General features: G+C 70.0%; 14 protein-coding genes and 1 pseudogene. 5 read left to right on the forward strand and 10 right to left on the reverse strand.

Annotated elements, in window-relative coordinates; genetic code table 11:
• The first annotated feature begins 33 nt into the window (after window positions 1–33).
• On the forward strand, window positions 34–1,356 hold the full coding sequence (locus ACIREE_RS35075) for an aldehyde dehydrogenase family protein (RefSeq protein ID WP_404161601.1): 1,323 nt from the start codon (window positions 34–36) through the stop codon (window positions 1,354–1,356).
• A 44-nt stretch (window positions 1,357–1,400) separates the two neighbouring features.
• Here ACIREE_RS35075 and ACIREE_RS35080 read toward each other — a convergent pair whose 3' ends face one another.
• A complete protein-coding gene (locus ACIREE_RS35080; protein WP_404161604.1) occupies window positions 1,401–2,861 on the reverse strand; it encodes an APC family permease in 1,461 nt (486 codons plus the stop codon).
• The gene (locus ACIREE_RS35085) at window positions 2,858–3,079 is read right to left on the reverse strand and encodes a hypothetical protein (RefSeq protein ID WP_404161607.1); all 222 of its coding nucleotides are present in this window, start codon (window positions 3,077–3,079) and stop codon (window positions 2,858–2,860) included. The genes ACIREE_RS35080 and ACIREE_RS35085 overlap by 4 nt, the downstream gene beginning before the upstream one ends.
• 461 nt (window positions 3,080–3,540) lie before the next feature.
• Between ACIREE_RS35085 and ACIREE_RS35090 the strand changes: the two genes are divergently transcribed.
• Window positions 3,541–5,490: a LamG-like jellyroll fold domain-containing protein gene (locus ACIREE_RS35090; protein WP_404161610.1), complete on the forward strand. Its 1,950-nt coding sequence runs from the start codon at window positions 3,541–3,543 to the stop codon at window positions 5,488–5,490.
• 54 nt (window positions 5,491–5,544) lie between these two features.
• On the opposite strand, the pseudogene ACIREE_RS35095 reads toward ACIREE_RS35090, so the two are convergent.
• The 3 genes and pseudogenes from ACIREE_RS35095 to ACIREE_RS35105 all read right to left on the reverse strand — a co-directional run.
• Window positions 5,545–5,955 (reverse strand): annotated as a pseudogene (locus ACIREE_RS35095) (lipase family alpha/beta hydrolase); the annotation flags it as partial.
• A gap of 139 nt (window positions 5,956–6,094) precedes the next feature.
• Entirely contained in the window at window positions 6,095–7,222 is a 1,128-nt protein-coding gene (locus ACIREE_RS35100; RefSeq protein WP_404161612.1) for an ADP-ribosylglycohydrolase family protein, read from the reverse strand.
• A gap of 120 nt (window positions 7,223–7,342) precedes the next feature.
• Entirely contained in the window at window positions 7,343–8,032 is a 690-nt protein-coding gene (locus tag ACIREE_RS35105) for a FadR/GntR family transcriptional regulator (protein ID WP_404161615.1), read from the reverse strand.
• Window positions 8,033–8,282: 250 nt separating this feature from the next.
• Here ACIREE_RS35105 and ACIREE_RS35110 point away from each other — a divergent pair, with 250 nt between their 5' ends.
• Window positions 8,283–9,503 carry an aminotransferase class V-fold PLP-dependent enzyme gene (locus ACIREE_RS35110; RefSeq protein ID WP_404161618.1) on the forward strand — a complete coding sequence of 407 codons (1,221 nt, stop codon included), beginning with the start codon at window positions 8,283–8,285 and terminating at the stop codon, window positions 9,501–9,503.
• Window positions 9,504–9,551: 48 nt separating this feature from the next.
• A complete protein-coding gene (locus ACIREE_RS35115; RefSeq protein WP_404161621.1) occupies window positions 9,552–11,213 on the forward strand; it encodes a BTAD domain-containing putative transcriptional regulator in 1,662 nt (553 codons plus the stop codon).
• A gap of 7 nt (window positions 11,214–11,220) precedes the next feature.
• Here the strand turns inward: ACIREE_RS35115 and ACIREE_RS35120 are convergent, their stop codons facing one another.
• The 5 genes from ACIREE_RS35120 to ACIREE_RS35140 form a co-directional block, all read right to left on the reverse strand.
• Window positions 11,221–12,240: an ABC transporter ATP-binding protein gene (locus ACIREE_RS35120; RefSeq protein ID WP_404161624.1), complete on the reverse strand. Its 1,020-nt coding sequence runs from the start codon at window positions 12,238–12,240 to the stop codon at window positions 11,221–11,223.
• Window positions 12,237–13,253 carry an ABC transporter ATP-binding protein gene (locus ACIREE_RS35125; RefSeq protein ID WP_404161627.1) on the reverse strand — a complete coding sequence of 339 codons (1,017 nt, stop codon included), beginning with the start codon at window positions 13,251–13,253 and terminating at the stop codon, window positions 12,237–12,239. The genes ACIREE_RS35120 and ACIREE_RS35125 overlap by 4 nt, the downstream gene beginning before the upstream one ends.
• Before the next feature lie 3 nt (window positions 13,254–13,256).
• Window positions 13,257–14,150 (reverse strand): ABC transporter permease, encoded by an 894-nt coding sequence (locus ACIREE_RS35130; protein ID WP_404161630.1) that lies wholly within the window; start codon window positions 14,148–14,150, stop codon window positions 13,257–13,259.
• Window positions 14,143–15,069, reverse strand: a complete 927-nt coding sequence (locus tag ACIREE_RS35135; RefSeq protein ID WP_404161632.1) for an ABC transporter permease — start codon at window positions 15,067–15,069, stop codon at window positions 14,143–14,145. The genes ACIREE_RS35130 and ACIREE_RS35135 overlap by 8 nt, the downstream gene beginning before the upstream one ends.
• Window positions 15,070–15,133: 64 nt before the next feature.
• Window positions 15,134–16,840, reverse strand: a complete 1,707-nt coding sequence (locus tag ACIREE_RS35140) for an ABC transporter substrate-binding protein (RefSeq protein WP_404161635.1) — start codon at window positions 16,838–16,840, stop codon at window positions 15,134–15,136.
• A gap of 180 nt (window positions 16,841–17,020) precedes the next feature.
• Between ACIREE_RS35140 and ACIREE_RS35145 the strand changes: the two genes are divergently transcribed.
• Window positions 17,021–18,613, forward strand: a complete 1,593-nt coding sequence (locus ACIREE_RS35145; RefSeq protein ID WP_404161638.1) for an ABC transporter substrate-binding protein — start codon at window positions 17,021–17,023, stop codon at window positions 18,611–18,613.
• Window positions 18,614–18,626: the final 13 nt, after the last annotated feature.

Raw genomic sequence — 18,626 nt, forward strand, 5'->3', positions numbered from 1 at the left:
GTGCGCGCCCCACACCCACCCCGTACAGGAGCCATGGTGCAGTCCACCGTTGAACACCCCGCCGACGTCGTCACCCGGTTGCGCACCACCTTTCGCACCGGGCGCACCAAGCCCCTCTCCTGGCGTACCGAGCAGCTGCGCGGCCTGCGGGCCATGCTGACCGAGCACGGCCAGGAGCTCGCCGCCGCGCTCCTGGCGGACCTGGGCAAGGGCCGGGCCGAAGCGTTCCGCACCGAGATCGACTTCACCGTGCGCGAGATCGACCACACCGTGGAGCGGCTGGCCGGCTGGCTGCGACCCGAGCCCGTCGAGGTTCCCGAGCGGCTCGGCTCGGGAGCCACGGCCTGGACCGTGCAGGACCCCCTGGGCGTGGTGCTGGTCATCGCTCCGTGGAACTACCCGGCGCAGCTGCTGCTCGCCCCGGTGGTCGGTGCGCTCGCCGCGGGCAACTGCGTCGTGGCCAAGCCCAGCGAGCTGGCTCCGGCCACCTCCCGCGTCATCGCCGACCTCCTGCCGCGCTTCGTCGACAGCGACGCGCTGGCCGTGGTGGAGGGCGCCGTACCCGAGACCACCGCCCTGCTGGAGCAGCACTTCGACCACATCTTCTACACCGGCAACGGCACCGTGGGCCGCATCGTGATGCGTGCCGCCGCCGAGCACCTGACCCCCGTCACCCTGGAGCTCGGCGGAAAATCGCCGGCGTTCGTCGACCGGGACACGGACCTCGCGACGGTGGCCGCCCGGCTGGTGTCCACGAAGTTCCTCAATGCCGGGCAGACCTGCGTCGCCCCGGACTACGTCCTGACCGACCCGGAGACCGCGCGCGAGCTGGAGGGTGCGCTGGAGAAGGCCGTGCACGAGACCTTCGGTGCCGATCCGGCCCAGACGTCCGGCTACGGCAGGATCGTCAACGACCGGCACTTCGACCGGCTGACGGGCCTTCTCGACTCCGGCCGCGTGGTGGTCGGCGGCGAGCACGACCGTGCGAGCCGGTACCTCGCCCCTACCGTGCTCGCCGAAGTGACGCCGGACTCACCGGTCATGGCCGAGGAAATCTTCGGGCCGATCCTGCCGATCGTCGAGGTCGATGGCCTCGACGAGGCCATCGCGTTCATCAACGACCGCGACAAGCCGTTGGCGCTCTACGCGTTCACGCAGTCTGGGGCGACCCGCGACCGGCTGATCGCGGAGACCTCATCGGGCGGCGTCGGAATCGGGCTGCCGGTGGCCCATCTCACCGTGTCCGACCTGCCGTTCGGAGGGGTGGGCGAGAGCGGTATGGGCCGGTACCACGGCCGCTACTCGTTGGAGACGTTCAGCCACCGCAAGGCCGTACTGGACAAGCCACTCAACTGAGGCGCGGCGTTCCTGGGGGACGTGGCGGGGCCCCGACCGGGGCCCTAGTCGGGTACCGCGCTGTCCGAGGGGGCGTCACTACGTCCGTAGTGGTGCGTGGTGAACATGTACAGGAGCCCCACGGCCACCACGACGCCGCCGCTGAGCAGCACGATCCAGTTGTCGTACCAGGCGGTCTCGGGGGTACGCGGCCAGGCGATGTTGACGATGGCGAAGATCCCGTAGGCCAGTGCACCGATGTTGACCAGCATGCCCCACCGGCCCAGCCGGTACTCGCCGCTCGGCCTCCAGCCCTTGACGCGGGCTCGCAGCGCGGCCAGGACGACCATCTGGAAGGCCGCGTAGATTCCGAGGATCGCGAAGGACACGATGTTGGTCAGGGCGTCTGCCGAGATCAGCGATCCGACGGCGATCAGCGCCGGGATGACCGCGGCGACCAGCAGCGCGTACGGGGGCACCGCACGCGACGGCGAGAACTTCCGCAGCAGACGGTGCCCGGCGATCATCTCGTCGCGGGCGTAGGAGTAGATCAACCGGCCCGCCGCGGCCTGCAGGCTGATCGTGCAGGACAGGAAGGAGATGAGGACGACGGCCATCACGATGCGTGCGCCCGCCTCGCCGAGGGCGTCGAAGAGGATCCTGACCACAGGGTCGCTGTCCTCCCCCGAGATCACGGCTCGGTAGTCGACGACGGCCAGCAGCAGCGTCAGGCAGGTGAAGGTGGCGGCCGCCCCGCCGACGTAGATGGTGCGGCGCATCGCCTTGGGGATCACCTTGCCGGGGTGCTCCACCTCCTCAGCGACGTCGCCGCAGGCTTCGAAGCCGTAGTACTGGTAGAAGCCGATGATGGCCGCCCCCAGGAAGACGGGCAGGTAGGAGCCGTCGCCGGAGGCGCCGAAGTCGTCGAAGAGGACGCCGAGGCCGTGGAAGCGGTGCGTGACCAACAAGATGATGCCGACGACTAGGGCGCCGATCAGCTCCGCGCCGAAACCGATCAACGCCGCCCACGAAAGGGCCTTCGTACCCGCGTAGTTGATCAGCATGGCGATGGCGATGAGCGCGATCGTGCACAGCACGGTGGTGTGCACGGTGGGGCGGAACCCGAGCAGCATCGCGATGTAGGGCCCGGCGCCGTACGCGACGCTGGTGATGGTGACGAGCAGCGCCCACATGTAGACCCACCCGGTCATCCAGGCCCAGCGCTTGCCCCACAGCCGCCGGGCCCACGGGTAGACCCCGCCCGCGACCGGGTACTGCGCGACGACCTCGCCGAAGACCAGGGCGACGAGGAACTGCCCGCAGCCCGCCATGACGAAGGCCCAGATCATCGGCGGGCCGCCGTCGGCGAGAGCCGTGCCGAAGAGGGTGTAGGTGCTCACGACGGGCGAGAGGTAGGTGAAGCCGAGGGCGAAGTTCGCCCACGGCCCCATCTCCTTGCGGAACTCCGACTTCGTCTCCCCGGGGCCCGTCCCGGCGGCGCCGTCCGGCGTCGTGGGAACGGTCACCGGCTCTGTCCTTCCGCTACCAGCGGCTGCGGGGCCGACCGGGTGTTGACGACACCCGCCGCACGTTCGGCGGCGAGCGGCACGGTGACCATCGGGTCGGTGGGCGGCACGGCGGGGTGGACCGCGACGTGCCGCAGCCCTCCGTCGGACGGGTCGGCGCCGCCCCGCCGGGCCCCCTGGGCACCGGTCCACTCCCCGTCGACGAACAGTTCCGGCATCGTGAAATCCCTCGCTCGCGTATCTGCCCGATGCCGACGCGTCCGGCCGACACACCACACCTGCCACCACATCGTCTGATCGCTCGCACCGGTCATGCGGACGCGCCGGCCGAGGGAGGGTGGGCGGAAAGAGGACTCGGTCGGGCTAGTGCCGGGTCCGGCAGTGTTCGCCTGTGTTGACGACGGCACGTTGGGGCCGGTCGGAACGCGGGGACGGTTTCGCCCGATGACGGAGCGCCGGATCGTGTCGTCCTGCTCGGCAAGGTCGACGCCGTCGGTCGCTTGCTCCGTTCGGCGTGCCCGGCACGGGCATCGCGCGGAACGTTCGTACTTCCCGTAGCGGTCAGGCACTTGCCGCGCGTTCGACATCTCCCGTCCCCCTACGCCGGACCGCCCCTGCATAACGTCGTTGCGGTTTGAACCACCACCACAACCGCCACCACCGCCTAGGGAGCACGTCCATGTGCGTTGACGAGAACACATCGCCCCACCACCCCGCCGGTCACGACCGTCGGGGCTTCCTGCGCAATGCCGCGCTGGCGGGGGCCTGCGCGGCAGCCGCAGGCGCCGGCTCATTGGTGCTCGGCGCGACACCGGCATCCGCGGCGGAAACCTCACCGCAGGGCGAACTCGGGAGATGGACCCCGGATCCGACCGCGCTGCAGTTCACCTTCGCTGTCATGCCGGACACCCAGTACCTGTACTGGGGAAGTCAGGACAGCGTCAACCGGACACCTCAGGAGGAGTCCTTCCGCTACATCATCAACAACAGCGGCGTCGCCGACAACAACATCGTTTTCATGTCCCACCTCGGCGACCTGTCGCAGGACGCCGACGCGTCGTCGTTCCAGCAGATAGACAAGGCCTTCGACGTGCTGGATTCGCGGGGTGCCGCGTACAGCGTGCTCGCCGGAAACCACGACGTGAGCGGTGATGACACACGCGGGGACACGCCGTACCTGCGCACGCTCGGGCCCCAGCGGTTCAGGCACTCGAAGACCTTCGCCGGCTCGGACCGAACCGGTTACAACACCGCGCACATCTTCCGGGCAGCCGGGCGGTCCTGGCTGGTCCTGGCCCTGGACTGGCGAACCACCGACCAGGGCTTCACCTGGGCCGACGAGTTCATCAAGGCGCATCCTGGGATGCCGGTGATTCTGACCTCGCACGACATCGTCTACTCCGACTACGATGACAACGTTTTCCCGTACGAGTCCGGCGACCCCGAGAACAACGCCGCACTGTCGGAGCACGGCCAGACCATATGGGACCGACTGATCAAGGAAAACGATCAGATCTTCCTGACCCTCAACGGCCACTACTGGCCTTCCGGGCGCACGACCAAGAAGAACGCGCACGGCAACGACGTGTCCCTGCATATCGCCAACTACCAGAACCGCTTCTTCGGCGGCGGCGGCATGATCCGGCTGTACCACTTCGATCTGGCCCGCAACACGATCGACGTCGAGACGCTCAATCCTTGGATCCTCGCTCAAGCACCGGAGTCCCGAACCGAGTTGGCCGCGGAGCACGCCCGCATCACCGGCCCTGTCGACAACTTCTCCATCCCGATCGACTTCGAGAAGCGCTTCTCCGGCTTCATCCCCGTCCCTGCTCGTCCAGCCCGCCCGGCCGGCCGCGTACTGGTCAAGGGAACGCAGGCGTACTGGCGTTTCGACGGCCAGGGCACGCCCGGAACCCCGCTCGCTCAAGGCCGGACGATCCACGACCTCACCGGCAAGGGCAACGATCTGTCGGTGGTGACGCTGCCCGGCACCGCCGCAGACGCGCTGACCTGGTCCGGCGACCACCACCCCGACCAGCCCGGGCACGGCAGCCTGAGCTTCACCGGTGGCAGGAACCCCGCAACCGGCTCTTACATGGCAACCAGTGCGACAGCACCCCTCAACAGGCAGACGTTCAAGGGGGGTTACACGATCGAGACGTTCGTACGGATCCCGCTGGACTGGGACGCCGGCCGGAACGGAAACGCATCAGTACTCAGCCGGCGAGGGGCGGCGGGAAGCGCCGGGAAGCAGGGCAAGAACACCGACCCCAGCGAACCCCTGGCCCAGCTCGCCATCACCAACAACGGCCGTGAGGTGCAGTTCAACCACTACCCGCTGAACAACACCTACCCGACCACCAACTGGAGTCACGGCCTGGCCGAACTTCGGTGGTGGCACATCGCTGTGGTCAGCGACGGCCGCTACGCGAAGCTGTACGTCAACGGTGCTCCTGTCGCCGACGACCCGAAGCGGGTGTCGAACGGGCTCACCTCGCTCGGCCTGCCGTGGCTCGTGGGAGGCCACGAATACGCGGGTGCGATCGACATCGTCTTCCACGGCAACATCGGTGAGATCCGCATCGTCGACCGTCCGCTGGCGAAGCACGAGTTTCTGACGGCCTGACAGCCTGACAGCCTCAGGGCCTGACCGCCTGGCTGCCTGACTGCCTGACGGCGATCAGGAAGCGACGAAGCGGGCGATCTGCCCGAGAACGACGGTGTCCGTCAGATAACCGATGTGGGTCGGGCAGACCACGTTGTTGTTGGTCGCGCCGTCGAGTCGGGTGCTCGTGTAGGGAATGATGATGCCGTCGCACGCCGAGTACCAGGTGGCGTACTTGGTGGAGCCGGGCGTCTCGTCGCCGGAGGAGATCTGGGAGATGAACGAGGAGCCCGGGTACATCTGCTGGCAGGTCGTGTAGATCAGACAGGCACCGGCGTAGGTGGTGCCGTGGTTGGCCCCCGCGATCGAGGCGAGGTGGCTGACGCCGGTGTTGCCGCCCAGCACCTTCAGGTAGTACTGGCTGACCAGCCCGCCCATCGAGTGGTTGACGATCGCGACCTTGCTCGCGCCGGTCCGTGCCAGCACCGACCGTCGGCCACGTGCGCGGCCCGACCACACCCCAACTCCGCACAGCTGCCTGACGTCGACGGCGGACCGGGCCGGGCTGGGGTCTCCTCACCCGGGCCGGGACGGGCCCGACCGCCGAGGGGCCGGTCGGCGGGCGTCACCAGCCGGGGTAGCGGTTCCACCAGCAGGGGTCCCACCCCTCGATGTACTCGCTGCCGCTGGGCGAGTCGTCGAATTCCAGCACGAGGTCGCGGGCCAGAGTGTCCAGGACCCAGGCCAGTTCGTGCCGGCTCACCAGGTCGAGCGGTAGGGCCTCTACCCCATGGACCGCGCCGAGAAGCGCGCCGGTGACACAGGCGACCGACTCGCCGTCAGGGGCACCCGCCGCGAACTCCAGCGCGGCCCGGAAGGCGGCGCGGTCGGGGAACGCGGCCGCTGTATAGAGGCCGCCCAGCAAGGCCGAGGGCGCGGTGGCATCCGGCGCGAGCCGTGCCAGGCGTCCTGCGTCCACCGGCTCGTCGACCGCGTGCCGGAACGCCGTTGCCAGACGGCCGTGTTCGTCGTCGCCGAGGGGCCGGCTCATGGCGGGCAGGGCGGTGAGGCCCGCGTGCAGCGCCTTCCGGACGGACTCGCCGGACCGGGCGGACAAGTTGTACGGGGTGGTGCCTTCCGGAAGGGGGTGGGTCAGACAGTGGTGGGTCAGCACGCTCGCGTGCACGGTGGCGGCTTGCGCTGCCGGGTCGCCGTGCGTGATCGCGGCCAGCGCCCCGGCCTGGGAGATCCCTCCCTGTCCTGCTACCGCGACGGGAAGGCTCCGGGTCAGCGCGTGACAGCCCCGGCTCGAGGTGGCCCTCCGCTCCTCCCCCCCCTTCTCGATCCGGGAGAGGGCCGCCACCGTGGCCGGCGCGCTGCCGCGCCGCTCGGCCAGCGCGGGTACGCCCGCGAGCCAGCCGTCCGGCCACACCGAGGTGCCGTACTCGTTCCAGCGCCGCTGCATCCTCTCCCGCTCGATGCCCTGCAGGTGGGCCCACCTGCAGTAGGCGTGCAGGACCACCCCCGGCGCGTAGCAGATCCCCTTGTGGTTCCCGCGCACCTGGGCGCGGATGACGCCCTCCGCGGTGAAACAGGCCAGTTGTGTGCTGACGCCGGCCCGCAGCGGCCCCCCGGCAGGCAACCCGCCCCGGGCCCCTCCCACCGTGTCCCCGAGCGCCAGACCCAGCATCATTCCCCGTACGCGGGACTGCCGAAGGAAAAGTTCTCTCTGCTTGTCTTTCTCGTATGGCAAGGCGGCGCGTCCTTCCAGCTGAACGGCGGATTCGGGGGTCACGGGGGCGGCGGTGCCCGGTGGGCTCGCCGACGAGCAGCCGTGCCCAGATCGTCGAACCCGCCGGGAACGAGCCTTCGGTCAGACCTGTCGCTCCTGGTCCAGGAGGTGGCGCAGCCACTTCTCCGAATGCGCGATGTGCGCCGCGGCGGCCGACGCGGCCGCCATCGGGTCGTGGCGGCCGATCGCTCCGACGATCTCACGGTGGCCCGCGTCGCTGACCCGCTTGATGTCCGGGCCCTCGGGCAACGTGAAGATCTGGTGGCGGCGCGAGCGGGTGCGGAACACGGTGAGCAGTGACTCCAGCGCCGGGTTGCCCGCGACACGCGCGACCTCCGAGTGGAACCGGTGGTCGAGGTCGGAGACTTCCGCCGGGTCATCCGTGGCCTCCATTGCCGCGAGGTGGGCGTTCATGCGCTCCAACGCTTCTGCGCCCACTTTCGCGGCGGCCTGCGAGGCGGCGTGCGCCTCCAGGACCCGGCGCAGCTCGTAGACCTCGAGCAGGCCGGGCAGCGGCAGCAGGTCCACGGTGAGGGAGAGGCTGCCGATGATGTCCTCGGGCCGCAGCGCAGAGACGTAGGTGCCCGAGCCATGGCGCGGTTCGACCACGCGCAGTGCGGCGAGCATCCGCACGGCCTCCCGCAACGGGCCGCGGGAGACGCCGAGTTCGGCGCACAGGTCCGCCTCGGGCGGCATGCGCGCACCGGCTGTCAGCCGCCCGTCGGCGATCATGTGCCGCAGGCCGTGAAAGGCCCTCTCCACTGCGGACATGGTCCGCTCCCCCCGATCCGTCCCGGCCCGCGCCCCCACGGCCCGCGGCCCGTGCTCCGTCATGCGTGCTTCGGCTGATGCGACCCTAGCAAGTCATCTGATGTCTTGAGGAGGGCAACGCCGAGCCTCACCGATGTCGTCAGACAACTTCCCTGAAAACTCGGGAAAGAAGCCCTTCAATCGCAGCGACGCTCATGTCAGGATGACGCGTGTCGTCATACGTCTTGGGTAGTTCCTTCCTAGGAGTCGCATGAGTACGGGCCTGGCTGTCGCCCCACCGGAACCCTTGTCCCTGCCCGATGGCCGGCCTGCCGTGGATGCCTGGTCGCTCGACCCGGAGCTGCTGCATCTCAACCACGGTTCGTTCGGTGCGGTGCCGGTGGCGGCGCAGCGGGAGCAGGACCGGCTGCGGGAGCGGGCCGAGCGGGCGCCGGTGGTGTGGTTCCCGGCTCAGCCGCGGCGGATCGCCGCGGTCCGCACCGAACTCGCCGCGTTCTTGCGTGTGGACGCCGACGATCTGGCCCTCGTGCCGAACGCGAGCGCCGGAGTCAGCACCGTCCTCGCTTCGCTCACTCTGCCGCCCGGGGCCGAGATCCTGGTCACCGATCATGCATACGGCGCGGTCACCATGGCCGCGCAGCGTACGGCCCTGCGCTGCGGCGGGCGGGTGCGGACCGTGCACATCCCTCTCGCGGCCGACGCGGACGAGGCGTTCACGGCTGTGGCCGAACAGGTCGGCGATCGCACCGCGCTGATCCTGCTCGACCAGATCACGTCGTCGACCGGCCGACTGCTGCCGGTCGGGCGGATCGCGGAGCTCGCCCGACGGCGCGGTATCCCGTTCCTGGTGGACGGCGCGCACGCCCCCGGCATGCTGGCCGCGCCGCTGTCCGGTCTCGACTGCGACTTCTGGACCGGCAATCTGCACAAGTTCGCCTGCACACCGCGCGGCACCTCCGCCCTCGTCGCGCGCGGCCCCCTGCGCGCGGCCCTGTACCCGCTGATCGACTCCTGGGGCGCCCAACTGCCTTTTCCCGCACGCTTCGATCACACCGGTACCCAGGACACCTCCGCCTGGCTCGCGGCCCCGGCCGCGCTGTCCTTCGTCGAGCGGACGTGGGGGTGGGAGACGGTCCGCGGATATCTGAGCGCGCTCGCCGACTACGGGCAGCACACCGTCGCGGACGCGTTCGCCCGGCACACCGGACAGGACGCGGTGCCGGCGGTCGGCACCCCTGCGCCGGCGCTACGCCTGGTACGACTGCCCGACGAACTCGGCCCCGAACGGGTCCCGAGTGATGTGCTGCGTGACCGGGCCGCACAGGAACTGGGCGCGGAGACCGCTTTCACGTCCTTCGACGGGGTCGGCTATCTCCGGCTCTCCGCACACGTCTACAACACCCCTGGCGACTACGAGGAGTTCGCCGAGCGGTGCGTGCCCCGGCTGGTGGCGTGGAGCCGCGCCGCCTGAGCCCGCACGGCTCCCCGAACACGGCCCCGACGAAGAAGGTGACGACCCGTGGCCCCGAGCATCGCGACGGACCTCCCCCCACTCCCACCCGCGTACGACAGCGCTCTGGTGCGGTACCGCCTCCTGGGCCAGGTACGCGCGGAGCATGGCGGGGAGCCGCTACCGCCTGGCACCCCGAAACAGCAGGCGTTGCTCGCGGCGCTGCTGCTGCGCGGCGGTGAACAGGTCGAGCGCACCGAACTGGTGCGGGCCATCTGGGGCGAGCACGCGCCGGACAGCGCGGTCGGTCTGCTCGCCACGTACACGGCGCGACTGCGCAAGGCGCTGGAGCCGGACCGGGCCCGCCGGGCCGCACCCCGGCTCCTGATCACGCGGGGCACCACCTACGGGCTGCATCTGCGGCGGGACGCGCTGGACCTGTGGCGGTTCGAGGACGCGCTCTCCGAGGCACGCCGCGAGCGCCGCGCGGGCCGGCTCGGTGCCGCCCGCACCTGTTACGAGCAGGCCCTCGCCCAGTGGCAGGGCGAGCAGGCGCTGAGCGGGGTGCCGGAACGCTGTGCGGCGGATGCCCGGCGTCGGCTCGCCGGGCTGCGCCTCGACGCCCGCCTCGAACACGTCGAGGCGCTGCTCGACCTCGGTGAGCATGCCGAGGCCGCCGAGCGGATCGCCCCGCTGGTGCCGGGCAGACCGCACGACGAGCGGCTGCAGGCGCTGCTGATGCTGGCGCTGTACCGCAGCGGTCGCACACCCGAGGCCCTCGCCCTGTTCCGCGGCATGCGACGCACCCTCGTGCACGACCTGGGTGTCGAACCGGGCGCGGGACTGCGCCGGCTGCATGACCGCATCCTGCACGCCGACCCCTCGCTGGCCGCGCCGCAGCCACCGCGGACACCCGCGCCCGCCTGCCCTGCACCGGCCCACCGTCCGCCCGTGCTCGTACCCGCTCAACTGCCGCGCGACAGCGCCGACTTCACCGGCCGGGATGCGGAGGTACAGCGGCTGCGCGAACTGCTGCGACACCCCGACTCGCCCGCCGCCGTCTGCCCCACCGTGGTGATCTCCGGTGCGGTGGGCCTCGGCAAGAGCACCTTGGCCGTGCACGTGGCCCACCAGGTGCGGGGCCGGTTCCCGGACGGCCAGCTCTACGCGGTGCTCGGCCGACGCGCCCCGGCCGACGTGCTCGGCCGGTTCCTGGAAGATCTCGGGGTGCCACCGCACGAGGTGCCCGACGGACTCGAGCGGCGCGCCGTCCGGTTCCGTACGCTCACCGCCGAACGTCGGCTCCTCGTCCTGCTCGATGACGCCCACTCCACGGACCAGCTACGGGAGTTGCTGCCCGCCGCACCCGGCTGCGCCGTCCTGGTGACCAGCAGGGCCCCACTGCGCGACCTGCCCGGCCGGGTGCCGCTGCGACTCGGCCCGCTGGACGCGGCCCAATCCCTGCGGCTGCTGCGCCGGTTCGCGTCGGGGGCGCCGCTCGCCACGGTCGCGGCGCTGCCGTACCGTTCGGCGGCCACCTCGGCGGCGGCGTCCGCTCTGCACAGCCTCGCGGACAGCTGCGCCGGGCATCCGCTGGCGCTGCGGCTCGCCGCCGCGCGGGCCGCCGACGAAGCGGCCCAGGTGGACGACTTCGGTGCGGCGCCCGCTCCACACCCGGCGTTCCCGGAGGGGCCGCGCGCCGCCAGAACCCCTATGGCATCCGCAGGTTGACAGCCCGTCAGCTGACCGGCCCGGCGAGTATCGCGTCCGTGAAATGACAGGCGCCGGCCCGCTGTCCCCGTACCGTCAGCAGGGGCTCGGTGTCACGGCACAGGTCCTGTGCGCGCGGGCAGCGGGTGTGGAACCGGCAGCCCGGTGGCGGTGCGGAAGGCGACGGCGGGTCGCCCGCGAGGACGATGCGGGTGCGGCGCGGGGCGTGCGGGTCCCGGATGCGGTCGAGGGATGGTTCGGCCGACAGGAGCGCCTCCGTATAGGGGTGACCCGGGCGCGCGTAGAGGGCGTCGACCGGGGCCTGTTCGGCTACCTTGCCCAGGTACATCACGGTGACGTCGTCGCACACATGGCGTACGACGCCTAGGTCGTGGGAGACGAAGACGAGCGCAAGACCCAGTTCGCGGCGGAGCTTCAGGAGCAGGTTGACGACCTGGGCCTGCACCGACAGGTCGAGCGCCGAGACGGGCTCATCGCACAACAGCACATCGGGCCCGAGGGCGAGGCCGCGGGCGATGCCGATGCGCTGGCGCTGTCCACCGGAGAACTGGTGCGGATAGCGGTCCGTGTGACGGGCGTCGAGGCCGACCAGTTCCAGGAGTTCGGCGATCCGGGCCCGCCTCCCGGCGCGCGGTACGACATCGGGGTGGACGTCGAAAGCCTCCCCGATGATCTCGCCGACCGTCAGCCGTGGGTTGAGCGAGGCGTACGGGTCCTGGAAGACGACCTGGACCCGGCGGCGCCACCGCTTGAGGGCGGCGCCGCGCAGCCGGGCGACGTCCTCGCCCTCGAAGAGGAGCCGCCCGCCGGTCGGCCGCTCCAACGCGCACAGCAGCCGCAGCAGCGTCGACTTGCCGCAGCCGGACTCGCCGACGATGCCGAGCGCCTGGCCGCGGCGCAGCTCCAGGTCGACGCCGTCGACGGCCCGGACCACGGCCGCGTCCCGGCCGCGCCGCCACGGCAGCGCGGGCCCGCCGCCGTAGTGCTTGACCAGCCCTTCGGCCCTGAGGATCACGTCGTCGGTCATCGTGCGGCGCCTTCCGGGCTGAGCGGCTGGTCGAGGAGATGGCAGGCGCCGAAGCGGAGCCGGCCGGGGGCCGGCAGCAGGGCGGGGCGTTCGGTGGCGCACCGGTCGTGGGCGTGCGGGCAGCGCGGCCGGAACGGGCAGCCGGACGGCAGCCGCAGCAGGTCGGGCGGTGTGCCGGGGATGGCGGGCAGGTCCTGGCCGCGGGTCTCGGCGGACGGCACCGACAGCAGGAGGCCCTGTGTGTACGGGTGTTGGGGGTCGCCCAGCACATCGGCCGTGGCCCCCGACTCCACGACCCGGCCCGCGTACATGACGACCAGGTCGTCGGCGATCTCCGCGGCGACGCTCAGGTCATGGGTGATGAGCACGACCCCCATGTCGGTGTCGGCCTGGATCTCCGCGAGGAGTTCGAGGATCTGGGCCTGCACGGTGACGTCGAGCGCGGTGGTGGGCTCGTCGGCGATGAGCACCTCCGGACCGAGGGCGAGCGCCATGGCGATCATGACGCGCTGGCGCATGCCGCCGGAGAACTGGTGTGGGTAGTCGTGGACGCGGGCCCGCGCGCCGGGGATGCCCACGCGGTCCAGCATCTCGGCGGCTTGCTTCATGGCGTCGGAGCGGCCTGTGCCCCGGTGCACCCGGTACAGCTCGGCGATCTGCCGGCCGACCGTGTGCACGGGGTTGAGCGCGGACAGCGCGTCCTGGAAGACCAGGGAGATCCGGCTGCCGACGACGCCGCGGCGTGCACGCTCGGTCAGCTGCAGCAGGTCCATACCGTCGAACAGAGCCTGGCCGCCGGTGACGTGACCGGGCGGACTGTCGAGGATGCCCGTGATGGCCTGGGTGGAGACGCTCTTGCCGGAGCCGGATTCGCCGAGGATGACGAGGGTGCGGCCGCGGTGCAGGGTCCAGGAGACGGAGTCGACGGCGCGCAGCCGGCCGCCGCGGGTGTCGAACTCGACGCTCAGGTCACGTACGTCGAGCAGAGGTTCAGCTGCCGTGGGGTTGTTCACCGCTCACCTCTTCAGTTTCGGGTCGAGGGCGTCGCGGATCGTGTCGCCCATGATCATGAAGGCCATGACGGTGACGGTCAGGAGCAGGGCGGGGAAGAGAAAGAGGTGAACGTCGTCGCGGTAGGAGGCGGCGATGGCGATCTGAAGTCCCCAGGAGATGGTGGGGGGTTGGAGACCGATACCGAGGAAGGTGAGCGCGGCCTCGGTGCCGACGGCCGCGCCGACGGTGAGCGTGGTCAGGGAGAGCAGCGGCGCCACCGAGTTGGGCAGGATGTGCACCCGCAGGATGTGCGGGGCGCCGGCTCCGAGGGCGCGGGCGGCGAGGACGTACTCGCGGGTGCGCACGCTCAGGACGGTGGAGCGCATCAGCCTCATCCCCGCGGGCCAGCCGAGCAGCACGATCACGAAGGCGATGGTCCATACGGAGCGGGACGAGAAGGCCTGCAGGATGACGATCATCGCGACGAGGCCGGGCAGGGCGAACAGTACGTCGGCGGTGCGCGAGACAAGGTTGTCGACGAAGCCGGGGAAGTATCCGGCGAGCATGCCGAGGACGCAGGCGACGACGAATCCGACCACGCACACGGCGAGGCTGACCAGGACCGAGGGCCGGGCCCCGTAGATCACGTTGGCGTAGTAGTCGCAGCCCTGGATGTCGTAGCCGAACCAGTGCGCGGCGGACGGCCCGCCCTTGGAGAGCTTCAGGTCGCACACGGTGGGATCGGTGGCGGTGAACAGCCGGGGGAAGGCGGCCATCAGCGCGATGACCAGGATGGCGAGGGCGCTGAGGACGAAGCGTGGCTTCCGCAGCAGTTCGCGCAGGACGGCGGTGCCGCGCGGGGTGTCCTCGGCGACGGGTTCGAGTTCGACGCCGGTCATCAGGGCGGTGTCAGACATGGCGCACCCTCGGGTCCAGGAGGCCGTAGAGCAGGTCGACGACCAGGTTGACGAGCATGTAGCCGAGCAGCAGCACGGTGGAGAGGGTGACGACCACGCCGCCCTCCTTCATGGAGATGGAGCGGAACATGAACTGGCCGATGCCGTTCAGGTTGTAGATGCCCTCGGTGATGATCGCGCCGCCGAGAATGCCGGCCAGGTCGAGGCCGATGTACGTGATCACGGGCAGCATGGCGTTGCGCAGCACATGACCCCACAGGATGCGGTTCGGAGCGAGCCCCTTGGCGCGTGCGGTGCGGACGAAGTCGGCGCTCGCGACCTCGGCGATGCTGGTGCGGGTGACGCGGGCGAGCCCGGCGAAGCCGAGGACGCCGAGCACGGTGGCGGGCAGCAGATAGCTGCCGGGCCAGCCGTCGGTGGCGCCGGAGACCGGGAACCAGCCGAGTCCGACGGCGAAGAAGGACTGCGCGAAGAACATGGCGACCAGGCCGGGCACGGCGAGCACCCCGAGCGTGGCGGCGAGCAGCGCCCGGTCCACGAGGCCGTCGCGCCGCCACCCCGCGTACACACCGCTGACGAGCCCGAGGACGAGTTGGATGGCGAGGGCGGTGAGGCCGAGCCGGAGGGTCACCGGCCAGCGCAGCGCGAGCTGTTCGCCGATGTCCTGCCCGTCGAAAGTCTGCCCGAAGTCGCCCTTGAGCAGGTTGCCCATGAAGTGCAGGTACTGGGCGACAAGGGAATCGTCCAGGTGGTAGTAGGCGCGTTTGGCCGCGATGACGGATTCGGCCAGGGGTTTCTGTCCTGACAGGGCCCTGATCGGGTCGCCGGGGAGGGCAAAGACCATCGCGTAGACGAGGAACGTCACGATGACCGCGATCGGGATCATGATCAGGAGGCGGCGGAGCGCGAAACGCAACACCGAGCCCTCCTTAGGAGTTGCGGGATTCAGGTGATGTGGGACCTAGGTGATGTGGGCGGCGGGGTCAGCCGGTGAAGGTCGACCGGACGGGATCCACGTTCGTGAAGCGGGTGTTGAGCGGCTCGATGCCCTCGGCGTGCAGATACACGTCCCGTGAGTGCGACAGCGGGACCACCGGCATCTGCTCGGCGACGCGGTCCTCGATCGCCTGGTACTCGCGAGTCGCCCGCGCCTGGTCGACCTGGGCGTTGGCCTCACCGAGCATCCGGTCGACCTGCGCGTCGCGGTAGCGGCCGGTATTGACGTCGCCGTAGGACGCGAAGACCGGCGTGAGGTAGTCCTCGAGCGCCGGGTAGTCGTGCCCCCAGGCCATGATGCGGATGCCGTCGAGTTTGCCCGCGTTGGCGAGAGGGCCGATCTCGGCGCCGGGCTTGCCGACGTACTGGATCTTCAGCCCGAGGTTCTGCCGCCACATGTTGCCGAGGGCCTCGGCGTACACCTGCTCGCCCGGATTGTCGCTGGCGAAGAAGAGCCGCAGCGTGCCCGAGAACCCGCCGGCTTCCCGCAACAGCTTTTTGGCCCGGGCCACGTCGAGCGTGCAGTCGCCGCACGTGTGCTCGCGGTGGCCGTCGACGCTGGGCGCGGTGAACGAGGTGGCGGGGAACTGGCCGGGCTTGAGCTTGGCCAGGGAGTCGCGGTCCAGGGCGAGCGAGAGGGCACGGCGGACGCGGGTGTCGCCGTACGCCTTCAGCATCATCGGCAGGTTGAGGTAGTTGACGTTGGTGGAGGCCTTGGCCTGGCTCCACTTGCCGGGTGCGTCCGCCTTGTACGAGTCGGTCTTCGAGGACGGTACGGCGGCGTAGTCAACGTTGCCGGCGAGGAACTCGTTGTACGCGGTCTCCGGGTTGGAGAAGAAGCGGAACGTGATGTGGTCGGCCTGTGGGGCGTCCTTGCCGGAGTAGTCCTTGTTGCGGGTGAGGCGCACCGGTTGCCCCGCCTTCCATCCGCCGTCCAGCTTGTAGGCCCCGTAGCCGATCGGCTCGTGCTTGTACTTGTCCGGGTCCTTCAGCGTCTCGGCGGACAGCGCCGTGACGCCGATGTAGCTGAGCGTCGTCGGGTACGGCGAGAACGCCCCCTTCAGGGTGACGGTGAAGGTGAGGTCGTCGACCACCTTCAGTCCGGACAGCGTGGTCGCCTTCGGTTCGCCCTTCGCGGGGTTCAGGTCGTCGTAGCCCTCGACCCGCTGAAAGGCGCCGTTGTTCGCGAACGCGTGCGGGGCGTACGCGGTGTAGTTCCACGTGTCCACGAACGACTTGGCGGTGAGCTTCTCACCGTTGGTGAACTTCCAGCCGGGCTTGATCTTGATCGTCCACGTCTTCGCGTCCTTGGACGTGACCGAATCGGCGACGACGTTCACCAACTTGCCTGTCTTCGCGTCCACCCGGGTCAGTGGCGCCCACAGGGCGGACTCGATCTGGATGCCCGTGCTGCCGTTGTCGTTCGACGGGTTCAGATAGGGCACCTCGGCGGCGGTGGCGATCTCCAGGGAGCGGCCGTCGTCCTTTCCCGCGCCGTCCCCGCTCCCGCCGCCACATCCGGCGAGCAGCATCGCCAGCGTGGTGCCGGTCGTCGCTGTGACGATTCTTCGTGTCCGGGCCATGAGTTCTCCCGCAGTCCAGGCCGGACCGATCGCGGCGGGCACCGCCGTGACCAGCCCGGACGCGCCGGTCGGTTGGGGCGCGACAGTAGGAACCGCCCGGGTGGGCGTCAAGGCGGAGGTCCTTCGCCGTCCATCCGACGTCCATTCCGCGTCCATCGCACCCGCTGAATGGGCGCTGAATGGATGTTCAGCAGGCGGAGCTTGCTCCCTTGGGCGCCGCGTTCCTAGCGTCGCCGCCCGACAGTCAGGCGTGCCGGGTCCCCGATTCCGGCCGGACGCACGGGAGTTCACATGGTCCGGACACGAAGCGCCGCCGCGGTCGCGACGCTTGCCGCGCTCGCCCTCGCGGCGACCGGATGCGGCGGCTCGGACGGCAAGGGCTCCAGCAGCGCCGGCCGTACGGTGACGGTTGCGGCCGGCGCGGAGATCGCGGCGATCAACCCGGAGAAGGACAACAGTTCCTCCAACATCCAGCTGGCCTTCGCCATGTGGGCGCCGCTGACCCGGGTGGACACCAAGACCGGGAAGCTGAAGAACGTCGTCGCCGATTCGGTCACGTCCAAGGACGCGAAGACGTGGACGATCAAGATCAAGCCCGGCTGGAAGTTCACCAACGGTGAGAAGCTCACCGCCGGGTCGTTCGTGGACACGTGGAACTACACCGCGTACGGACCGCACGGATACCTCAACAACGGCTTCTTCCAGCGCGTCCAGGGATACGAGGATCTCAACCCCGCCACGGGCAAGCCGAAGGCGACCACGCTGTCCGGGCTGAAGGTGATCGACGACCTCACCTTCACCGTCACCCTCAAGGCGCCCTTCTCCCCGTACCCTTCAGCGCTCAGCTACTACGGCCTGGCCGCCCTGTCCGCCGAGACGCTGAAGGACCCGGACGCGTATAGCCACAAGCCGATCGGCTACGGTCCCTACAAGCTGGACGGCGCGTGGAAGGCGGGGCAGCCCGTGCGCCTCACCCGCAACAAGGGTTACGCAGGGGACGACGCACTGGACGCGGACCGCCTCGTCTATCGTTTCTTCTCCAACCCGGAGACCGCCTACAACGAGTTCCTGGCCGGCAACCTCGACTACGCCACGCTGCCGTCCTCGAAGATCGACTCGTACAAGACGGACGCTCCCGACAAGTGGAGCCAGGGCAAGTCCGCACCGAACCTCAGCTACCTCGAACTCCCCGTCAACGCACCAGGGTTCAAGGATCCGAAGGTGCGGCGCGCGCTCTCGCTCGCCCTGGACCGCAAGGCCCTCGTCAAGCTGAAGCCCGGCGCGTTCCCCGCTTCGTCCTTCACCGCCCCGACGATCGACGGACATCGCGAGAACACCTGCACCGCCTGCACACTGGACGTGGCCGGGGCGAAGAAGCTGCTGCGCGAGGCCGGCGGCTTCGCCGGGCGCCTCAAGGTGTACTACGCGAGTGACAACCCGGGAGACCAGGTCTTCGTCGAGGCGCTCGGCAACATGTGGCGCCAGAACCTCGGCCTGAAGATCCAGTACGTGGGCAGGCCCGGCAGCGACCTGAGCGCGATGGCGTCCAAGGGCGAGCTGGACGGCATACGGTCCTCGGGCTGGGGGCACGACTATCCGTCGCTCGAGGACTACCTCACGCCGATCTTCGCCTCGTACGGCGACTTCAACTTCAACGGCTACCACAACCCCGAGGTCGACCGCCGGCTGGAGCAGACGAACAAGATCGCCGATGCCGCGAAGTCCACGCGCGCCTACCAGGACATCGAGGACCTGATCGCCCGGGACATGCCGGTCGTGCCGCTGTTCCACACGCGCACGATCTATCTGCACGCGACCGACGTCCACCCGCTGGACTCCCGGTACGCGGACATCAACCCCGTGCGTTCGACGATCGACCGCTGAACCGGGCCGCCCG

It is taken from the genome of Streptomyces sp. NPDC102467 (assembly GCF_044765445.1).
In the GTDB taxonomy this organism is placed as follows: Bacteria; Actinomycetota; Actinomycetes; order Streptomycetales; family Streptomycetaceae; genus Streptomyces.

What these genes read in the sequence shown, in the direction of transcription:
- ACIREE_RS35075 (WP_404161601.1), top strand. Translation starts at nt 34, where the DNA reads ATGGTGCAGTCCACCGTTGAACACCCCGCCGACGTCGTCACCCGGTTG.
- ACIREE_RS35085 (WP_404161607.1), bottom strand. Translation starts at nt 3,079, where the DNA reads ATGCCGGAACTGTTCGTCGACGGGGAGTGGACCGGTGCCCAGGGGGCC.
- ACIREE_RS35090 (WP_404161610.1), top strand. Translation starts at nt 3,541, where the DNA reads ATGTGCGTTGACGAGAACACATCGCCCCACCACCCCGCCGGTCACGAC.
- ACIREE_RS35105 (WP_404161615.1), bottom strand. Translation starts at nt 8,032, where the DNA reads ATGTCCGCAGTGGAGAGGGCCTTTCACGGCCTGCGGCACATGATCGCC.
- ACIREE_RS35110 (WP_404161618.1), top strand. Translation starts at nt 8,283, where the DNA reads ATGAGTACGGGCCTGGCTGTCGCCCCACCGGAACCCTTGTCCCTGCCC.
- ACIREE_RS35120 (WP_404161624.1), bottom strand. Translation starts at nt 12,240, where the DNA reads ATGACCGACGACGTGATCCTCAGGGCCGAAGGGCTGGTCAAGCACTAC.
- ACIREE_RS35130 (WP_404161630.1), bottom strand. Translation starts at nt 14,150, where the DNA reads ATGTCTGACACCGCCCTGATGACCGGCGTCGAACTCGAACCCGTCGCC.
- ACIREE_RS35145 (WP_404161638.1), top strand. Translation starts at nt 17,021, where the DNA reads ATGGTCCGGACACGAAGCGCCGCCGCGGTCGCGACGCTTGCCGCGCTC.